Genomic DNA, 13,943 nt, shown 5'->3' with positions numbered 1-13,943 from the left:
CAGCCAAAAGGAGCCAACTAATGAAAACTCTAACCATCAAGTTTGACGTATACATTGACGATACAATTGAAACTTACATTCCAGAAGGTACAAAGGTAAAAGTATATGAAGGTTATCAGCGTGAAGGTTCAACTAAGATTGTCTACAATGATGAAGTCATCGAGTATATGAATTGCAGCTTTGTTGAATTAAGCTAATGAATACTAATCAATCTAACAATAATAACCCACCTAACAGGAGGAATAATCCCATGACAACTCAAAAAGTATTCAAGCTTTCCAAATGGCTAGACGACACAATCAGTATTAAATCTACAGTTAACCGGAAGTATACTGCTAAGATAACGAAGTAAACTATTTAATCACACATAGAAAGGAGGCACATTCCAATGATTAATCTTACTAAAAGAAATCTCATTGACTTATCTAAGAAACCATTTGTTAATCTCATCAAACGATAACCACCCAAAGGATCAGCCTCTCAGCTGGTCTTTTTCTTTTCACTCACATTTTCATCCTAACTATATTCATTAAAAAATAATTAAAAAACTTCCCGTTTTCGGTTGCCATTTTCAGATAAATAGATATAATAAGATAGTAGAGGGACATTTAAACGGGATAAGTCTGTACTTTTTTCCGGGTCAGAATTCCTCTATAATTAAATAAACTAATGAAAGGAGTTATTTAAATGTCAAAGTATTTCTTCTGTTACTCTAAGCCGTTACATAAGTTTATCCAGAACAGATATAAACTTGATTATGTCACAGCAGCTTTACACGAAACTACACTTAAAAAGTTTTGGCTGTATGAACGTTCTGATCAATTAAGACAAGCTCAAGAAGAATATAAAACGTTATTCAAATCAATAGATTAATAATCTAATTGGTGTTACTTAATCAGTTAATTTATCTTTACAGTTATTTAAGGAGTGGCTATATGACAAATGTTAATAAAAAGGATCTTCTGTTTCAGATGCAGGAGGTTGGGCATAGAATCGGTACAAATGCAGTAATGGACTTTCTGGAATCACATGGATTAGAAATGGATGGTGTCCAACTAGGCTTTTATGTTAAGGATACATCTAAGGTTAAATGGAAAGGTAGCAGTAAGTTTATAAAGCTGTATGAAACGGAGATGGAAAGGCTAATGAATAAAGAAATAATCAACTTTGAAATACTAGGCTTTCTTACATGGCTTTCTAAATATCTCAACTATGAGGATAACTCTTTAATCAATAAAGACGGTACATATTTAACTCAGAAGGATATTATAGAAATTACAGGTTGGCATAAGAATAAAGTATCTAAAACAGTTAAATCACTAATTGAAAATGAAATACTGTACGAAAAGAAGCAGGAAGAGGATAAAAGGAAAAGTAAGTATTTCATGAATCCGAATTTATTCTTTAAAGGTAAGAATATAGACAAGGATATCAAAGAGTTTTACGATAATAAGAAGAAGTCTAAAGATGAAACAATTAAATAAAGGTATAAATATTTGTACCTAAATTGCAAAATACATATTATAATAAGGCTTGCTATTTTTAATAGGTATAAAATATTGTACCTAAATTATAACCTTAATCCCTTGATATATAAGGGTTTTAGCCACTTTTTAGCCTGTTTTCCTATCTAAGTATTCTACCACTATATACATATAATACACAGTGAATAGTTAAATATTATACATATACCGTAAGGTTAATTTTTAAAATATAAAAAGGACATATCTTTCCATTATTAGTTGGAGGATGTGTCCTTTTTTACCTCGACAAATAAATGAATAAACCAAAGTTATAAAGACATGCTGCAAGCGTGTTTTTATAACTTTGACGAAGTTATTTGCTTTTTACTCAACTCCAGAAGGAAACTAAACAAGCTGCATACTCACACTAAGCATATGATCTGTTAAACTGTGTAGCAAATGACGAGCCTTCTTAGGGACGATAAAAAAAATAAATCAAAAAAAAAACGCCAAAAATCCACCAACTTTTACTTGTAATATAAAACAAACTAATGTATAATAATAATTAATAAGAGGTTAACAAATAGCTCCCTGAAAGGGATTAGGAGGATACATATTATGTTAAGTAAAAAAGACGTTCAGAAATTAGCTGAGTTAGAAAACAAAATGTACCATTTGATCATGGATAACGTGTTTGAAAATGGTTTGGAAGTTGCTAAAAAAGAATATGAAAGTTTCTTAGCCTACCTTGAGAATGAGAGTTACTCTAAATGGGTAATTACTCATCTTAAAAAGAAAAATGACTGTGCAATTAAGTTATTAGCCAATTGAACCTTTCCGCTTGGAGAGGTTTTCTTTTACCACACTCACCAGAAAAATCAATTCCCTATAAAAGGGTAGTTTTATAAGATGGGATGGCTTGAAAACAGGAGTATTCGAGAGTAAACGGGAGCATTTGGGAGTTTGAATGTTTAATTAAAAAATAAACTAAAAGGAGTCAATAACCATGAAACTTACCAACGGCACAGCCTATAAATCAATCGCTACAGGCTTAGAAATGATCCTTACAGAGGATAATGGTAAATGGTATTTAAACAGTCACAGAGGGGCAACAAAGAGCGTTTCAGCTGCTTTAATGCTAAGTAACCTTAATAAGTATTGGAAAGCAATCTAAGCCAGCCTAACAAGCTGGTTTTTCTTTTTGCCTAATTCCAATTAAAGAGCGTTTTTATATTATGATCCAGCAGCAGAAAAAAAGTTCAAATATTTCTGGTTAATTTATATGTTTATACTTGTTTATTAGTTTGTTTTGTATTAAAATAAGGGTAACAAGTTAAACAAATACATAAATTAATTGGAGGAATTAATATGAAGAAGAACGTATATGCACAATTAGAATTATCACCTTCAAGCGAATACATTTCAGTTAGAGAAGTAATATCAGAAAATTATATATCTGAAGCATACGAGGATATGAAACAATTTGCATTTAAAATGGATGGAGCAAATAAGAAAGTAGAATGTTTTGAAGGATATAAATTAACTTTTGTTCATTTAGAAGTTACTTTTGACGGTCGAAGAGGGCTCAAGGAAGATGATATTTTGAAGTCATTAGAAAGTAAGGGATTAGCTGAATATAAAGGATCTAATATCTTCGGAAGCCTATATCTACCTAGTGAAAAATTAAAAAATATACTGGATGAACAATTTGCCAAAAGAAAAGAATTAGTCCAGATGGGAGTTTACGAATACACAGCATAATTCCCTATAAATTGTCTCTTTGAAAGGAAACAATCTTACAAAAAGAAGGAGCATCCCACCATGAAACCAACCATTATAGAAGTAAAATCCACCATCAAAGGAATTACATATACAATTGGATACCTAGAGCAATATCCTTCTTTTTATAAGGCTCTGGACAGCGATATGAGGGTTATAGATGATCAGGAGTACAAAGAACCCAACAAAGCAGAAAGCGTTGTAATGGAGGCATTTAGTAAGGAATATGGAGTATAAAAAGCAGCCTAAGCATGGAAAGGTTGCTTTTTCTTTTATAAAAAATAATTGAAAAAAGTTGCTAATTTAGTTAATTTATATTTGATTATTTTGTTTATAGGTGATACAATAAAGGTAGTTAAGAAATACATAAATAAAACTTTCAAGGAGTGTTGGAAATGTCAGTAGCTATGAAGATCAATGAGGAACTAAACGGAATCGAGTTGTATTTTAACACTAAGCCACAACAAAGCGTATTAAGTGAGTTAAAGTCTACAGGGTTTCGCTGGTCTAACTTCAAAAAATGCTGGTATACAAAACAATCCGAGAAAGCTTTCCAAGTTGCTAACGCTTTAACAGGATCTGAAGAAGTTGCAGCACCTGCAGCAGTTAAGGAAAATAAGCAAACAAAATCTAAAAGGGTAACTTTGAGCCTTTGGGAAGCTACACAATGGACAGAAATAAAAGTGGACTCAAAGCAAGATATCAAGGATATTGCAAAAGAGGTTCGTTCACACATTAAGAAACGTTTTCCGCAATGTAAATTCTCTGTACGTGTTCCTTACTATGGGAAATTGAATGCAGACATTAAAGCAGCACCTTATGCAAAGGATAGCGAATATTTAAAAGCAATCCAAGCATACTGCAATAACCTAATCAATGCTTATCAGGTTTGTTATGATGCTGGTGATTCTTATTCTGATATTCCTGCAAGCTACAACTTCTATTTCTTTGGTGTAGATGTTGACTATGATTACACTCAAACAGAAGCAACAGAAGAAATTAAAAAAGAAATGTCTGATTTTGATTCTAAACTAGAAGAATTCCAGCAAGCAGAAGAGGAAAGAAAGCATCAGGAATATCTAGAATGGAAGAAACAAGATGAAATCAAGCAAGCCGAAATTGCTAAACGTGAAGAAGAGGAAAAGAAAGCAGTTGAAAACATCTATAACAGCATTGAAGTTTCTGAACTGGACGAAAACAACCAATACTTTATCACTGGTGCAGAGTTTGCAGACCTTAACAAAAATTGCACACTAGATAAATACAAAGAGGAAGTAATGAAAGGCGATTACTCTCTGGAAGATGTGAGAGTAACAAAAGAAATACATTTCAACAATGCAGAAGCATTAGAAAACTTCTCTAACATGCTAATGAATGACTTTGATTTCTTAACTAACACAGGCGGCAGCTTTACAGAAGATAATAGAATTAATTCAATGACAGACTTCGATAACATGGATGAGTTTGAAAGAAAGACTGTTAAATGGTTCCTAAAAGGAGTGGCAATCTACTTTGAAGGAAAGCTTCAATTTGTTGTAGATGCTCAAGGATATTCATATGCTAGATATGTAGGATTAACAGATAGCGCACAAATTGAAAAGACTGTAACAGTTGATCAAGTTGTATCCGGTGAAGAATTAGAAGCATTAAAATTAGAATCTGAAAAGTTAGCCGATATTTCTACACAGGTAATTGAAGAATTAGACATCATGACAACATGGGAAAAAGAGAGCTGGAACGAATATAAGCAAGGTGTGAAAGATAAATTAATTAGATATGAATTTAAATTAACTAAGTCAGTTATCCAGCAGCTTGATATAGAAGCAATTAAAACGGCAATGTATAAGCTACTAACAGAAGTTGACGGAATTCAGGATCAATTTGAACGGGCAGAGATTAAGCAAGGGGAAAAGGTTACATTGTTCTATATCTCTGATTGGGGTTCCATTGTAACAAATAGAATCACCTTCGACAGTGTGGAAAATGCTAAGTATGCACAATATGACAATGCGGTTAAATTAACCTTTAAACCTGAAAAAAAGAGAAATTTACATTATAAACACTTTTATTCTACAGTGCTGGTATACAGGGGTTGGCATACGCTCCCAACATCAGTTTTGCATGAGCAAGAGGAAGCAAAAGGCTTCCTAGTCACTAGGAGCAAATTCCATTCTTGCGATAACAGGCAGTATGATGAAATATTAAACCACTTTAAGCAGCAAGAAATTTTACCGATTGTAAACACTTATCGCCCGATGTTGTAAAGGTGAAGCAGTTTAAGTGGAATCTGCAATAACAAAAACCCCTGAATATTGCTAGGAGGTTGTAAAAATGTTTAAAGAAAACCCGGATTTCTTTCCCACTCCAACACAACTAATTAACAAAATGACCAGTAAAATAGATTGGAAGACGGTTCAAACGGTTTTAGAACCATCGGCAGGAAAAGGGGATCTTGTTGAGGCTGTACGGAAGCAATTCGACTATACGAAGGCATATAGAAGAAATAACTTCGATGTTGATTTAATCGAATATGACGAGAATTTAAGGCACGTTTTAAAGGGTAAAAATTACAGGGTTGTAGCAGACGACTTTCTTACATATCAAACATATAAACAATATGACCTAATTTTCATGAATCCACCATACAGCCAAGGAGATAAACACTTATTACAAGCTATAACAATGATGGAAGCACAGCAGAAACCGGGGCAGGTTCTGAGCCTTCTAAACGCTGAAACGCTCAAGAATCCATACAGCAATACGAGAAAAGAGCTTATCAGGAAGTTAGAAGAAAATAATGCAGAAGTTGAATTTATACAGAATGCATTTTCAAATGCTGAAAGGAAGACAGATGTAGAAACGGCAATAATTTATATAAAATTTGAGAAAAGTCATAATAACAGCGTGATCCTTGACGAGCTGAAACAAGAAGAAACGTACAAGGCTAAAAATGAGTATAACAGCGACAAATTAATAGAGTCAGATTTTATAAGAGGAATTGTCCAGCAATATAATTATGAAGTTAAAGCAGGATTAAAACTTATTGAGGAATATAATTCATTAGTGCCTTATATGTTAGGGAGCTTTAAGGATAACAGCAGCCCTATTTTAAAGCTAGACCTTTCCTATAGGGATGAAGACGGGAGCAGCCTAGAGAATGCTTATATAAAGCAAATAAGGCTGAAATATTGGAAAGCATTATTTAATAATGATCAGTTTATGGGTTTATTTACAAGTAATCTAAAGGCTAAATATATGCAGCAAGTAGAAGAGCTTAAAGACTATGATTTCTCATTCTATAACATCTATACAATTCGCATAGAGTTAAATAAAGAAATGATACAGGGTGTGGAAGATACTATCTTAAATCTATTTGAGGAATTCAGCCATAAACATCATTACTATGATGAACAGTCTAAGAATATTTTGCACTTTAACGGATGGAAGACTAACAAAGCCTACAAGATCAATAAAAAAGTCATTATCCCTTTAAATGGATTCTATGACATGCAATATTCTTGGGGCAGGTATAACCCGACAAAATGGGAAGTTAAAGACAAGTTAAAGGATATAGAAAAAGTCTTTAATTACCTAGATAACGGCAGATCCGAAGACATTGACCTAGAGCAAGCCTTAAAAATGGCTGAACATTATGGAGAAACAAAAAAGATTGAACTCAAGTATTTCTATGTAACTTTCTATAAGAAAGGGACTACTCACATTGAATTTAGAGACATGGAACTATTGAAGAAATTTAACTTATTCGGCAGCCAGAAAAAAGGCTTCCTTCCTCCTTCATACGGCAAGGCATCATACAACGATATGACAAGGGAAGAAAGGGAAGTAATTGATAACTTTGAGGGCGAGAAATCTTATAACGATGTTATGAGAAACAAAAATTATTATATTGTCCAGACAGAGGAATTCTTGAGGCTGACATCCTAATTAAAAAATAATTACATATAAAAGTATAGGGAGGGTTGAAACTCCTTCCTATACAGCCCATAAAGCTATATAACAGCAAGCCAAAAATATCGCCACGACTTTTCAGGAGGTGAGACAGTGAAAACTTTTGTTAAGAATAACTCATACACTTTAATTTTTTCTGGAGTTGTTGCTTTGAGTTATGCAGTTTTGTTGATGCGTTTTTAAATTTGAAAAAGTTGTATAACAGCCGAGTGTTTGGATCACGGGCTAATTTATAAAAATCGCATATAACAGCACGACCTTTTTATCCCTAGCCTTTATGGGGAATTGAGAATCCGTATAACAGAACCGGGTTTTTATTGCTGGCTTTACAATCCATAGAAAAAAATTATAAATACAAATTGTGAAGGAGGAAAATGTTTACATGAAAGAAAGTAGTAAGTATTTTGTAAGTTGCGGCGAAGTTGGAGAATTTATGGTTATTTATCAAGATTGGTGTGAGCATGGCGGTAATTACTGGGCTACCGAAAAAGATGGGTTTAATAATGAAACAGATGCTCAAGACTACGCAGACAAGTTAAACGCTACAAAAATGTAATTCATCATAGAACATGCATAGAGGGCTATTGCGGTTAACTTATCAAAATAAAAAGAAAAGGAATGATCATTAATGGAAAAAGAACTAAAAGAAGCTCAGGAGTTAATTAAAAAATTGTATAAATACCTTGGATCTAATGCTGACCTTGATTTCAAGCTATGGAAAGAAGCTGAGAAGTATTGCAAGGATAAGAAAATCTTATAGGATGACGACATAAATAGAGTTAAAGATATATCTCAAGAATTATTCTACGCTGGACATACAGATTGGCTTATTGAACAGGCTGAAAAGGTGGAAAAACTAGAACAAGAAATTATTGTGTTAAAAGAAGATAGAGGAATGGTAGAAAGAGAAATATTTGAAAGAGTGACAGAAGATGTAATTGAAAATACTCAAAAGAAATAACTATATTCTAAATTTGAGGAGGCTAAACCATGAATTTCACAGAAGAAGAATTAGACATTCTAAAAAATTGGGGATTTGTCATATCAACGGAAAGACCATTAAGTGAAGAAGAGACTGATCTATACTATAAGATCACCAATGCATAATTGAAAAAAGTCTTATCAAGAAAACGTGAATAAAAAGGAGAGATATTAAATGAGCAAACTGTTCGTATCCAAAATAGACAATAAATCATTTACGAGTGAAGAGGGATTAATTAAACATTTACTAAGCAACTACTCAATGGTTGATACTTCCGAAGGGGAATCAATTGAAATATACAATGAATTAAAAGAGGCTTTCCCTTTTGCTGATATATCCGTTACAGAATCATCATTACCTACATATGGAAATTGGCTTGTAAAAATGGATTGGAAAGAATACAATGCTGACTTTTGTTTTTATATCGGAGAACATGGTGAGTTTGATTATTATTACATGTCATATGTAAATACAAAAGAAGCTATAAATTCCTACATGCAATTCATTGAACATTCAGATGAAATAATTCAAAAATTAAAGAATACACATAGCCCAGAATCTGTAGAAATAACACAAATGTATGAAGGAGATATGAATAGTTCTAGTGGCATCTCTTTTGAAATCCAAGTTAAAGGAGAAAAATACAGTAATCGCTATGAATTTGGGGATATAGATGAGTTTGTAAATTCATTTAAAGGTTACTTCGACACGTTATTCGAGGGTGAACCAGTTACGGCAGGATATGGTTGTGATGGTTACGGAGAAGAAATGACGATTGATGGGATACCTGTAAGAGTTATTTTGGAGAGAGCTAATAAAGTTAGGATTGAAATACTGGAGCTAAAGGATTGACTACTATGAATCTATCTAATGAGTTTATGAATAAATACTACATACTAAAAGAAGTCGCAAAGAAAATGGGATATAAAACAATTATAACTAATCGTGGAGTATCTTTCTGTGGTCATTTGACAAAGGAAATAACAGTCTCTGTCAGGAACAAAGAGGCTAATGGGATATTTGAATTTGCACATGAATTAGGACACTGTAAACAGTTTAGAAAGAGATGGATTAAGTTAGGTGAGGATAAAGAAATAATTAAACAATACTATAGAGAAAGGGATAAATCTAAATTAAGGTTCATGCTTGATGAAGTGGACGCTTGGATCAAGGGATACATACTGTTGAAAAGAAATGGAATTAAAACAAAAGGATACATTACACACGCTGCATATTGTGTGGATTCGCATTTTCAAACTAAGCCTAATACAGTGAAAAATTAAAATAGTTAAGGAGGATTGTATAATGGCTAACCGCAGCAAAAAGTTACGTGGTAAGAAAAGACGAATGAGAAACTTAGAGGCTCATATTCCAAAAGGTATGTACTGTTATGGTTATAGACCAGATGGTAAATGGGTTCATCCGTGTCCATTTTTGAGGTTTGATAAGACTAAACATTATCAAGAAAATGGTATATGTGAGGCGTTTAAGCTTAGGGATGATACATACGGTGGCTTACTTTGGGACATGGTTAAAGAGTGTAATGTAAATGATGAATATGAGGAACCTGAGTATTTAAAACGGTACTTAGAGAGGGTTCAGGAAAATGAGCTTTAAAACTGAAGGAAACTTCCTATTTAAAATGGAAGTTACAGAGACAGTAATGCCAAAGAAGTTAAATTGGCTAGGCGACTATGAAGATTCCTTTGATGAAGAAGATTTTAAATATAACCAGTATGAGTTGTTCTTTCCCAATTTTGAGGAAATGAGCAACAAAATAACCGAGATAACAGAAGGGTATAATCAATATTGGGCTGATGTAATTTTTGATTTTCAAGGAAGCAACGTTGAAAGCTTGGAATATCACAATGGACACGAAGAATGGGATAAGGAGATAAATATATCCACTTCTAGATTTTATCTAACTGATTCGTTTTGGGATGCAATGGATAAGTGGAAGGAGAATCAAAATCTACTATAAATGGACTATAAGCTTCTAAGTACCTTATTTAAATATCAAGTAATATTCATGGTCATATGGGTAATTGGAGACATTATTTTTACTGGAAGATCAACATTGCTAATGCTATTTACACCTTTTGCTATGTCTCCAATCTTATATGTTTTGATTAGGAGGTGTTAACTTGAAATGGTTTCTATATGACACGAGATTTATAACTATAGGTTTGATAGCTGGAGTTATTTTGTACAATTTCAGCAAGCTATTTGATAAGCAAATAAAAAACATTAACAAATAAAGTTATCTGCCGAACAAGGGTTAACAGTAGGCGAGACTACAAACCTCTAACCCTGCTTCATACTTAAGTATGGAAACACCCAGACACGAGCCAAGGCAAGTGTAGTACGGAGTTAGGTAGTCCGTTTTTTTTGAAAAGGAGATGAATTAAATGAAATGGAACGAGTATAAGAAGACACTTAAATTTGCCAGCGAAGATGAGTTAGAAAAGTTTGAAAAAGCAGCAAAAGAAATTGAGAATGACAAGGAATTTAAAGAGTTACTGAATGATCTGGATACTGAATATGGTGAGATGCTTAAGAATTTAGATGATTGATGCAAGTCTATTTGGTATACTTTATATGAAGACTAAAAGATAAGGAAGTGTTCAGTTGAAAAATGCAGCCGATAGTAAGTGTTTATTTTCAACTTGTACTAATATAGTAAGATCAAAGGGACTTTGTACTAAACACTATGCAAATTATATATATTTTAAGAAGAAAGATGAAGTTAATTCTGTGGAAGATTATTTAGAACTTAAAGACAAAAAAGAAATTCCATTAAGAGAGCAATACGAGGCTCTTGAACGTTATGCCGCAGGAATTAACACTGGCACAAACACAGGAAGGCGAGAGAGAGGAAATACTGGTGCATATAAGAAAAGCACTCTCAATCCTGTTACTGTAAAAAAATCATTAAGATCATTAGATAAGGGAAAGGGGAAATAGATATGGGAAAACAAGAGATGCCTAGGTCTCTAAGAATATTTCTCTTTTTAATACTGGGAACTTTGCCAGCAATAATATGTACAGCAATTATAAATAATATTAACTCACCAAAAGTAGATCATTATTATGACTTGTTCATGTTTATTGTCCTTCCAATTATAGTTCTCATCGTCTGGGTTATTGCAACCTTAAAGGAAGGGAAAAAGACACAAAAAGATTCTTAGAGGAGCTTGCAAATGAATAATTTTGACGATGTAAGAAATGACCTAAAAAATGAGAATCCTTCATTATTCTTTACACTTGAAATTGTGGGCGAATTAATGGCAGCTAAGGATAGAAAGGGTATCTCACAAAGGGAACTGTCTAGGCTGTCAGGAGTCGCTCAGAAGACTATTTCAAGGATGGAGAATGGAATAGACGTACCGACACTTGAAACGTTAGGGAAGCTTGCTAATGCGTTAGGAATGAGTATTGTGTTAGTTGATAATCAGGAGGACTAGAGATAGTTCTCTTTTTTATAAGGATACACAGAACCATTGTCACAAAAATGTGCTAATGGTGAGAATAACATTTCTTTTTATCTTAATGATTTGTAAATATAACTAATATGTAATAAAATATCATCAATAAGTTATAAAGGGTTGATATCTGTGAATTGGTTAGAATGGAAAGAAACAAATATGAACGAGTTTGATAGGTATTTCTATAATTTCTATACTAATTGTATCGTGCAAATGAAAATTAAAATGACTGAGAAGAATATTACGCAAAAAGAATTGGCGGATATGAGTGGCATTAAGCAGCCAGCCATTTCCAGAATGATGACGATGGATGCGATACCTAGATTAGATACTTTAATGAAAATATTGTTTGCGTTAGAAATTGAATTGAAGGTTGATAATAAAAGATGATCAGAGAGTCTGAAAATATTCAGGCTCTTTTTTATTCAATTTACAAATTAACAGTTGATTATTAGTTTATTTTGTTTTAAAATAAAGATAAGGAAAAACAAGGAAACAATAAAGGGAGTGAGCCAATGACTTACAAAGAATATGTGCTGGATGTATTCAAGGAACATCATAATTCAGGTGGAATGGATATGGAGGAAATTGAGGATCTAATATCTGAAAGCAGCTTCGATAAAATTGAAAAGTGGCTCAGTAAAATAGGGTATGATTTGAATGAATACTATTTGTAAGGTAGCTGGTATAATTAGTTAAATTGAAATTTAATTCCCTATAAGATTTCCCTTTTAATGGGACTGAGGAGGTATAAAGAAATGGGCTGGAAATATGATTCAAATGTTATTTACGGCAGTGAAAAAGCAAATAAAAATTCGTTCATGTGGGATCAGCATTTATTTTATACAACTAAGACAGGTAAACTTAAGAAAAGGAAGGGTACTGAAAAAGCAATAACTGTTGCAGAAAGTGAATATAATATAGCATGGGAAAAATACGAAGCCATATTTAATTAAAACTTCTCTTTTACCGGGGAAAGGAGGAAGAGATGAAGCTTTTAAAGTTACTACATGCAGAAGCTGAATTAGTTACTCAAAATGTGTTACAAAAACATTTTGACATTAACAAGCCGGAAAAACAGTTCGATGTCCATGATGCTGCCATAATTGGTCTTTTTGAGGATATGATTGGGAAAACAAACTCTCTAATTTTATTGCTAGATAATAAAAGTTTTAATGGGGCTGACTCGTTAACCAGAATGATGATGGAAAATTTTATCTATCTTAAATTCATTTTACAAAAAGATACGATAGGGCGAGGAAAATCTTACTTTTATTCATTAAAACTTAGACAAGTGAAATTCTTCAATCAAATGGTTGAGCAATCTTTAATGGGTGGCGAGTTAAGAAAATATCTTAATTTTACTATCGACATGTTGAATACAAAGTTTCCTAAAATGGCGGATAAAGACTTTACGGATGAACTTAAGCAGAACTATTTAAATAGTTTAAATCATAAGGATCTAAAACAAAAATGGTACAGCATCAGCAAGGAAATTAATAACTTTCGTGCTCTGTGCAAATACTTAAAATACGAGAAAGAGTATATACTCTTGTACCAATCACTCTCTAGCGAAGTTCATGCATTAGAAGCAGCTAACTATTTTAAATTCGATGAAAACTACGTAGAGGTTTATAGGAAAGAAGGAGAAATTGAAACGCATGTTGCAGTTGTTTCTCGTTTCTTAAATGACATCATAAAAGAAGTGTACTCATACTATGGGTTAAAAGAGGATTTAAAGAATTTCAATACTCGCTTAACAATAAACTATAAGTTTATAAGGTAAAACAAGTCTTTCATACGAATAAAAAGGAGGAAACATAATGGAGCAAACTAAAGGAAGAGATTTTAAAAATCTAAATGTTGTTCAGGAAGTACAGTACAATAATATTTTAGATAAAAATAAAGAAAGGGAAATGAGACTTAAACCAATTACTGAGTACCTTAGTAAGCATTATACAGTCGAGGAAATAACAGAGATGAATGATTACCAGATTGCAAAAGTTAAAAGAAAAGACATTGCAGCAGAATGGCTCTATCCAACATTCATTAACTATAAGCCGTTGCATGAAATGGCAATGACATTTGATCAGGCAGTGTTGATATGCCTAAGTTATAAATATGATAATAGAAGAACTGATGCAGTCACTTATATCTCAAGAATATTAAATGTTAACTTTAACCCTGAAGAGATCGAATAAAAGAAGTAATTCATTCTAATGGTATATTACTATAAACTAGAAAATATACTCAGTAAAGATCATT

The 13,943-nt window shown here is 32.7% G+C and carries 23 protein-coding genes; all 23 read left to right on the top strand.

The genetic code is table 11. The features are described 5' to 3' along the window. Nucleotides 1-20 precede the first annotated feature (20 nt). Nucleotides 21-197, top strand: coding sequence for a hypothetical protein (locus tag CYJ37_RS27255; RefSeq protein ID WP_180827339.1), 177 nt, complete (start codon nucleotides 21-23; stop codon nucleotides 195-197). A gap of 738 nt (nucleotides 198-935) precedes the next feature. Further along, the gene (locus CYJ37_RS12045; RefSeq protein ID WP_101550031.1) at nucleotides 936-1,484 is read left to right on the top strand and encodes a MarR family transcriptional regulator; all 549 of its coding nucleotides are present in this window, start codon (nucleotides 936-938) and stop codon (nucleotides 1,482-1,484) included. 597 nt (nucleotides 1,485-2,081) lie between these two features. After that, nucleotides 2,082-2,294, top strand: a complete 213-nt coding sequence (locus CYJ37_RS12040; protein ID WP_101550029.1) for a hypothetical protein — start codon at nucleotides 2,082-2,084, stop codon at nucleotides 2,292-2,294. Nucleotides 2,295-2,469: 175 nt separating this feature from the next. Further along, on the top strand, nucleotides 2,470-2,637 hold the full coding sequence (locus tag CYJ37_RS27250; RefSeq protein WP_180827338.1) for a hypothetical protein: 168 nt from the start codon (nucleotides 2,470-2,472) through the stop codon (nucleotides 2,635-2,637). Nucleotides 2,638-2,831: 194 nt separating this feature from the next. Then, complete coding sequence (locus CYJ37_RS12035) at nucleotides 2,832-3,224, top strand: hypothetical protein (protein ID WP_101550027.1); 393 nt, start codon at nucleotides 2,832-2,834, stop codon at nucleotides 3,222-3,224. Nucleotides 3,225-3,284: 60 nt separating this feature from the next. Next, on the top strand, nucleotides 3,285-3,479 hold the full coding sequence (locus CYJ37_RS12030) for a hypothetical protein (RefSeq protein WP_101550025.1): 195 nt from the start codon (nucleotides 3,285-3,287) through the stop codon (nucleotides 3,477-3,479). 158 nt (nucleotides 3,480-3,637) lie between these two features. Next, nucleotides 3,638-5,506, top strand: a complete 1,869-nt coding sequence (locus tag CYJ37_RS12025) for an LPD29 domain-containing protein (protein WP_101550023.1) — start codon at nucleotides 3,638-3,640, stop codon at nucleotides 5,504-5,506. Nucleotides 5,507-5,573: 67 nt separating this feature from the next. Next, on the top strand, nucleotides 5,574-7,187 hold the full coding sequence (locus tag CYJ37_RS12020; protein WP_101550021.1) for a DNA N-6-adenine-methyltransferase: 1,614 nt from the start codon (nucleotides 5,574-5,576) through the stop codon (nucleotides 7,185-7,187). A 406-nt stretch (nucleotides 7,188-7,593) separates the two neighbouring features. Next, entirely contained in the window at nucleotides 7,594-7,767 is a 174-nt protein-coding gene (locus CYJ37_RS27245) for a hypothetical protein (RefSeq protein ID WP_180827337.1), read from the top strand. A 72-nt stretch (nucleotides 7,768-7,839) separates the two neighbouring features. Next, on the top strand, nucleotides 7,840-7,971 hold the full coding sequence (locus CYJ37_RS27765) for a hypothetical protein (RefSeq protein WP_257964228.1): 132 nt from the start codon (nucleotides 7,840-7,842) through the stop codon (nucleotides 7,969-7,971). A gap of 396 nt (nucleotides 7,972-8,367) precedes the next feature. Beyond that, entirely contained in the window at nucleotides 8,368-9,045 is a 678-nt protein-coding gene (locus CYJ37_RS12015; RefSeq protein ID WP_101550019.1) for a hypothetical protein, read from the top strand. A 5-nt stretch (nucleotides 9,046-9,050) separates the two neighbouring features. After that, nucleotides 9,051-9,476 carry a hypothetical protein gene (locus tag CYJ37_RS12010; RefSeq protein ID WP_142385265.1) on the top strand — a complete coding sequence of 142 codons (426 nt, stop codon included), beginning with the start codon at nucleotides 9,051-9,053 and terminating at the stop codon, nucleotides 9,474-9,476. A gap of 22 nt (nucleotides 9,477-9,498) precedes the next feature. After that, nucleotides 9,499-9,810: a hypothetical protein gene (locus tag CYJ37_RS12005; protein ID WP_101550015.1), complete on the top strand. Its 312-nt coding sequence runs from the start codon at nucleotides 9,499-9,501 to the stop codon at nucleotides 9,808-9,810. Continuing rightward, nucleotides 9,800-10,174, top strand: a complete 375-nt coding sequence (locus CYJ37_RS12000; protein ID WP_101550013.1) for a hypothetical protein — start codon at nucleotides 9,800-9,802, stop codon at nucleotides 10,172-10,174. The genes CYJ37_RS12005 and CYJ37_RS12000 overlap by 11 nt, the downstream gene beginning before the upstream one ends. A 427-nt stretch (nucleotides 10,175-10,601) precedes the next feature. Then, nucleotides 10,602-10,766, top strand: coding sequence for a hypothetical protein (locus tag CYJ37_RS27240; protein ID WP_165352562.1), 165 nt, complete (start codon nucleotides 10,602-10,604; stop codon nucleotides 10,764-10,766). 55 nt (nucleotides 10,767-10,821) lie between these two features. Further along, nucleotides 10,822-11,157 (top strand): hypothetical protein, encoded by a 336-nt coding sequence (locus tag CYJ37_RS11995; RefSeq protein WP_101550011.1) that lies wholly within the window; start codon nucleotides 10,822-10,824, stop codon nucleotides 11,155-11,157. A 2-nt stretch (nucleotides 11,158-11,159) separates the two neighbouring features. Continuing rightward, the gene (locus CYJ37_RS11990) at nucleotides 11,160-11,381 is read left to right on the top strand and encodes a hypothetical protein (protein WP_101550009.1); all 222 of its coding nucleotides are present in this window, start codon (nucleotides 11,160-11,162) and stop codon (nucleotides 11,379-11,381) included. 12 nt (nucleotides 11,382-11,393) lie between these two features. Then, nucleotides 11,394-11,657, top strand: coding sequence for a helix-turn-helix domain-containing protein (locus CYJ37_RS11985; protein ID WP_101550007.1), 264 nt, complete (start codon nucleotides 11,394-11,396; stop codon nucleotides 11,655-11,657). 150 nt (nucleotides 11,658-11,807) lie between these two features. Continuing rightward, entirely contained in the window at nucleotides 11,808-12,068 is a 261-nt protein-coding gene (locus CYJ37_RS11980; protein WP_101550005.1) for a helix-turn-helix domain-containing protein, read from the top strand. A 125-nt stretch (nucleotides 12,069-12,193) separates the two neighbouring features. Next, a complete protein-coding gene (locus CYJ37_RS27235) occupies nucleotides 12,194-12,355 on the top strand; it encodes a hypothetical protein (protein ID WP_180827336.1) in 162 nt (53 codons plus the stop codon). A gap of 81 nt (nucleotides 12,356-12,436) precedes the next feature. Further along, nucleotides 12,437-12,634, top strand: a complete 198-nt coding sequence (locus tag CYJ37_RS11975; protein WP_101550003.1) for a hypothetical protein — start codon at nucleotides 12,437-12,439, stop codon at nucleotides 12,632-12,634. A 32-nt stretch (nucleotides 12,635-12,666) separates the two neighbouring features. Further along, complete coding sequence (locus CYJ37_RS11970; RefSeq protein WP_101550001.1) at nucleotides 12,667-13,464, top strand: DUF5677 domain-containing protein; 798 nt, start codon at nucleotides 12,667-12,669, stop codon at nucleotides 13,462-13,464. A 37-nt stretch (nucleotides 13,465-13,501) separates the two neighbouring features. Next, the gene (locus CYJ37_RS11965; protein ID WP_101549998.1) at nucleotides 13,502-13,879 is read left to right on the top strand and encodes a hypothetical protein; all 378 of its coding nucleotides are present in this window, start codon (nucleotides 13,502-13,504) and stop codon (nucleotides 13,877-13,879) included. Nucleotides 13,880-13,943: the final 64 nt, after the last annotated feature.

Source organism: Bacillus sp. UMB0728, from assembly GCF_002858875.1.
In the GTDB taxonomy this organism is placed as follows: Bacteria; Bacillota; Bacilli; order Bacillales; family Cytobacillaceae; genus Bacillus_AB; species Bacillus_AB infantis.
Note: the sequence above shows the minus strand (reverse complement) of the source record. Positions and strands in the feature narration are given on the sequence as shown.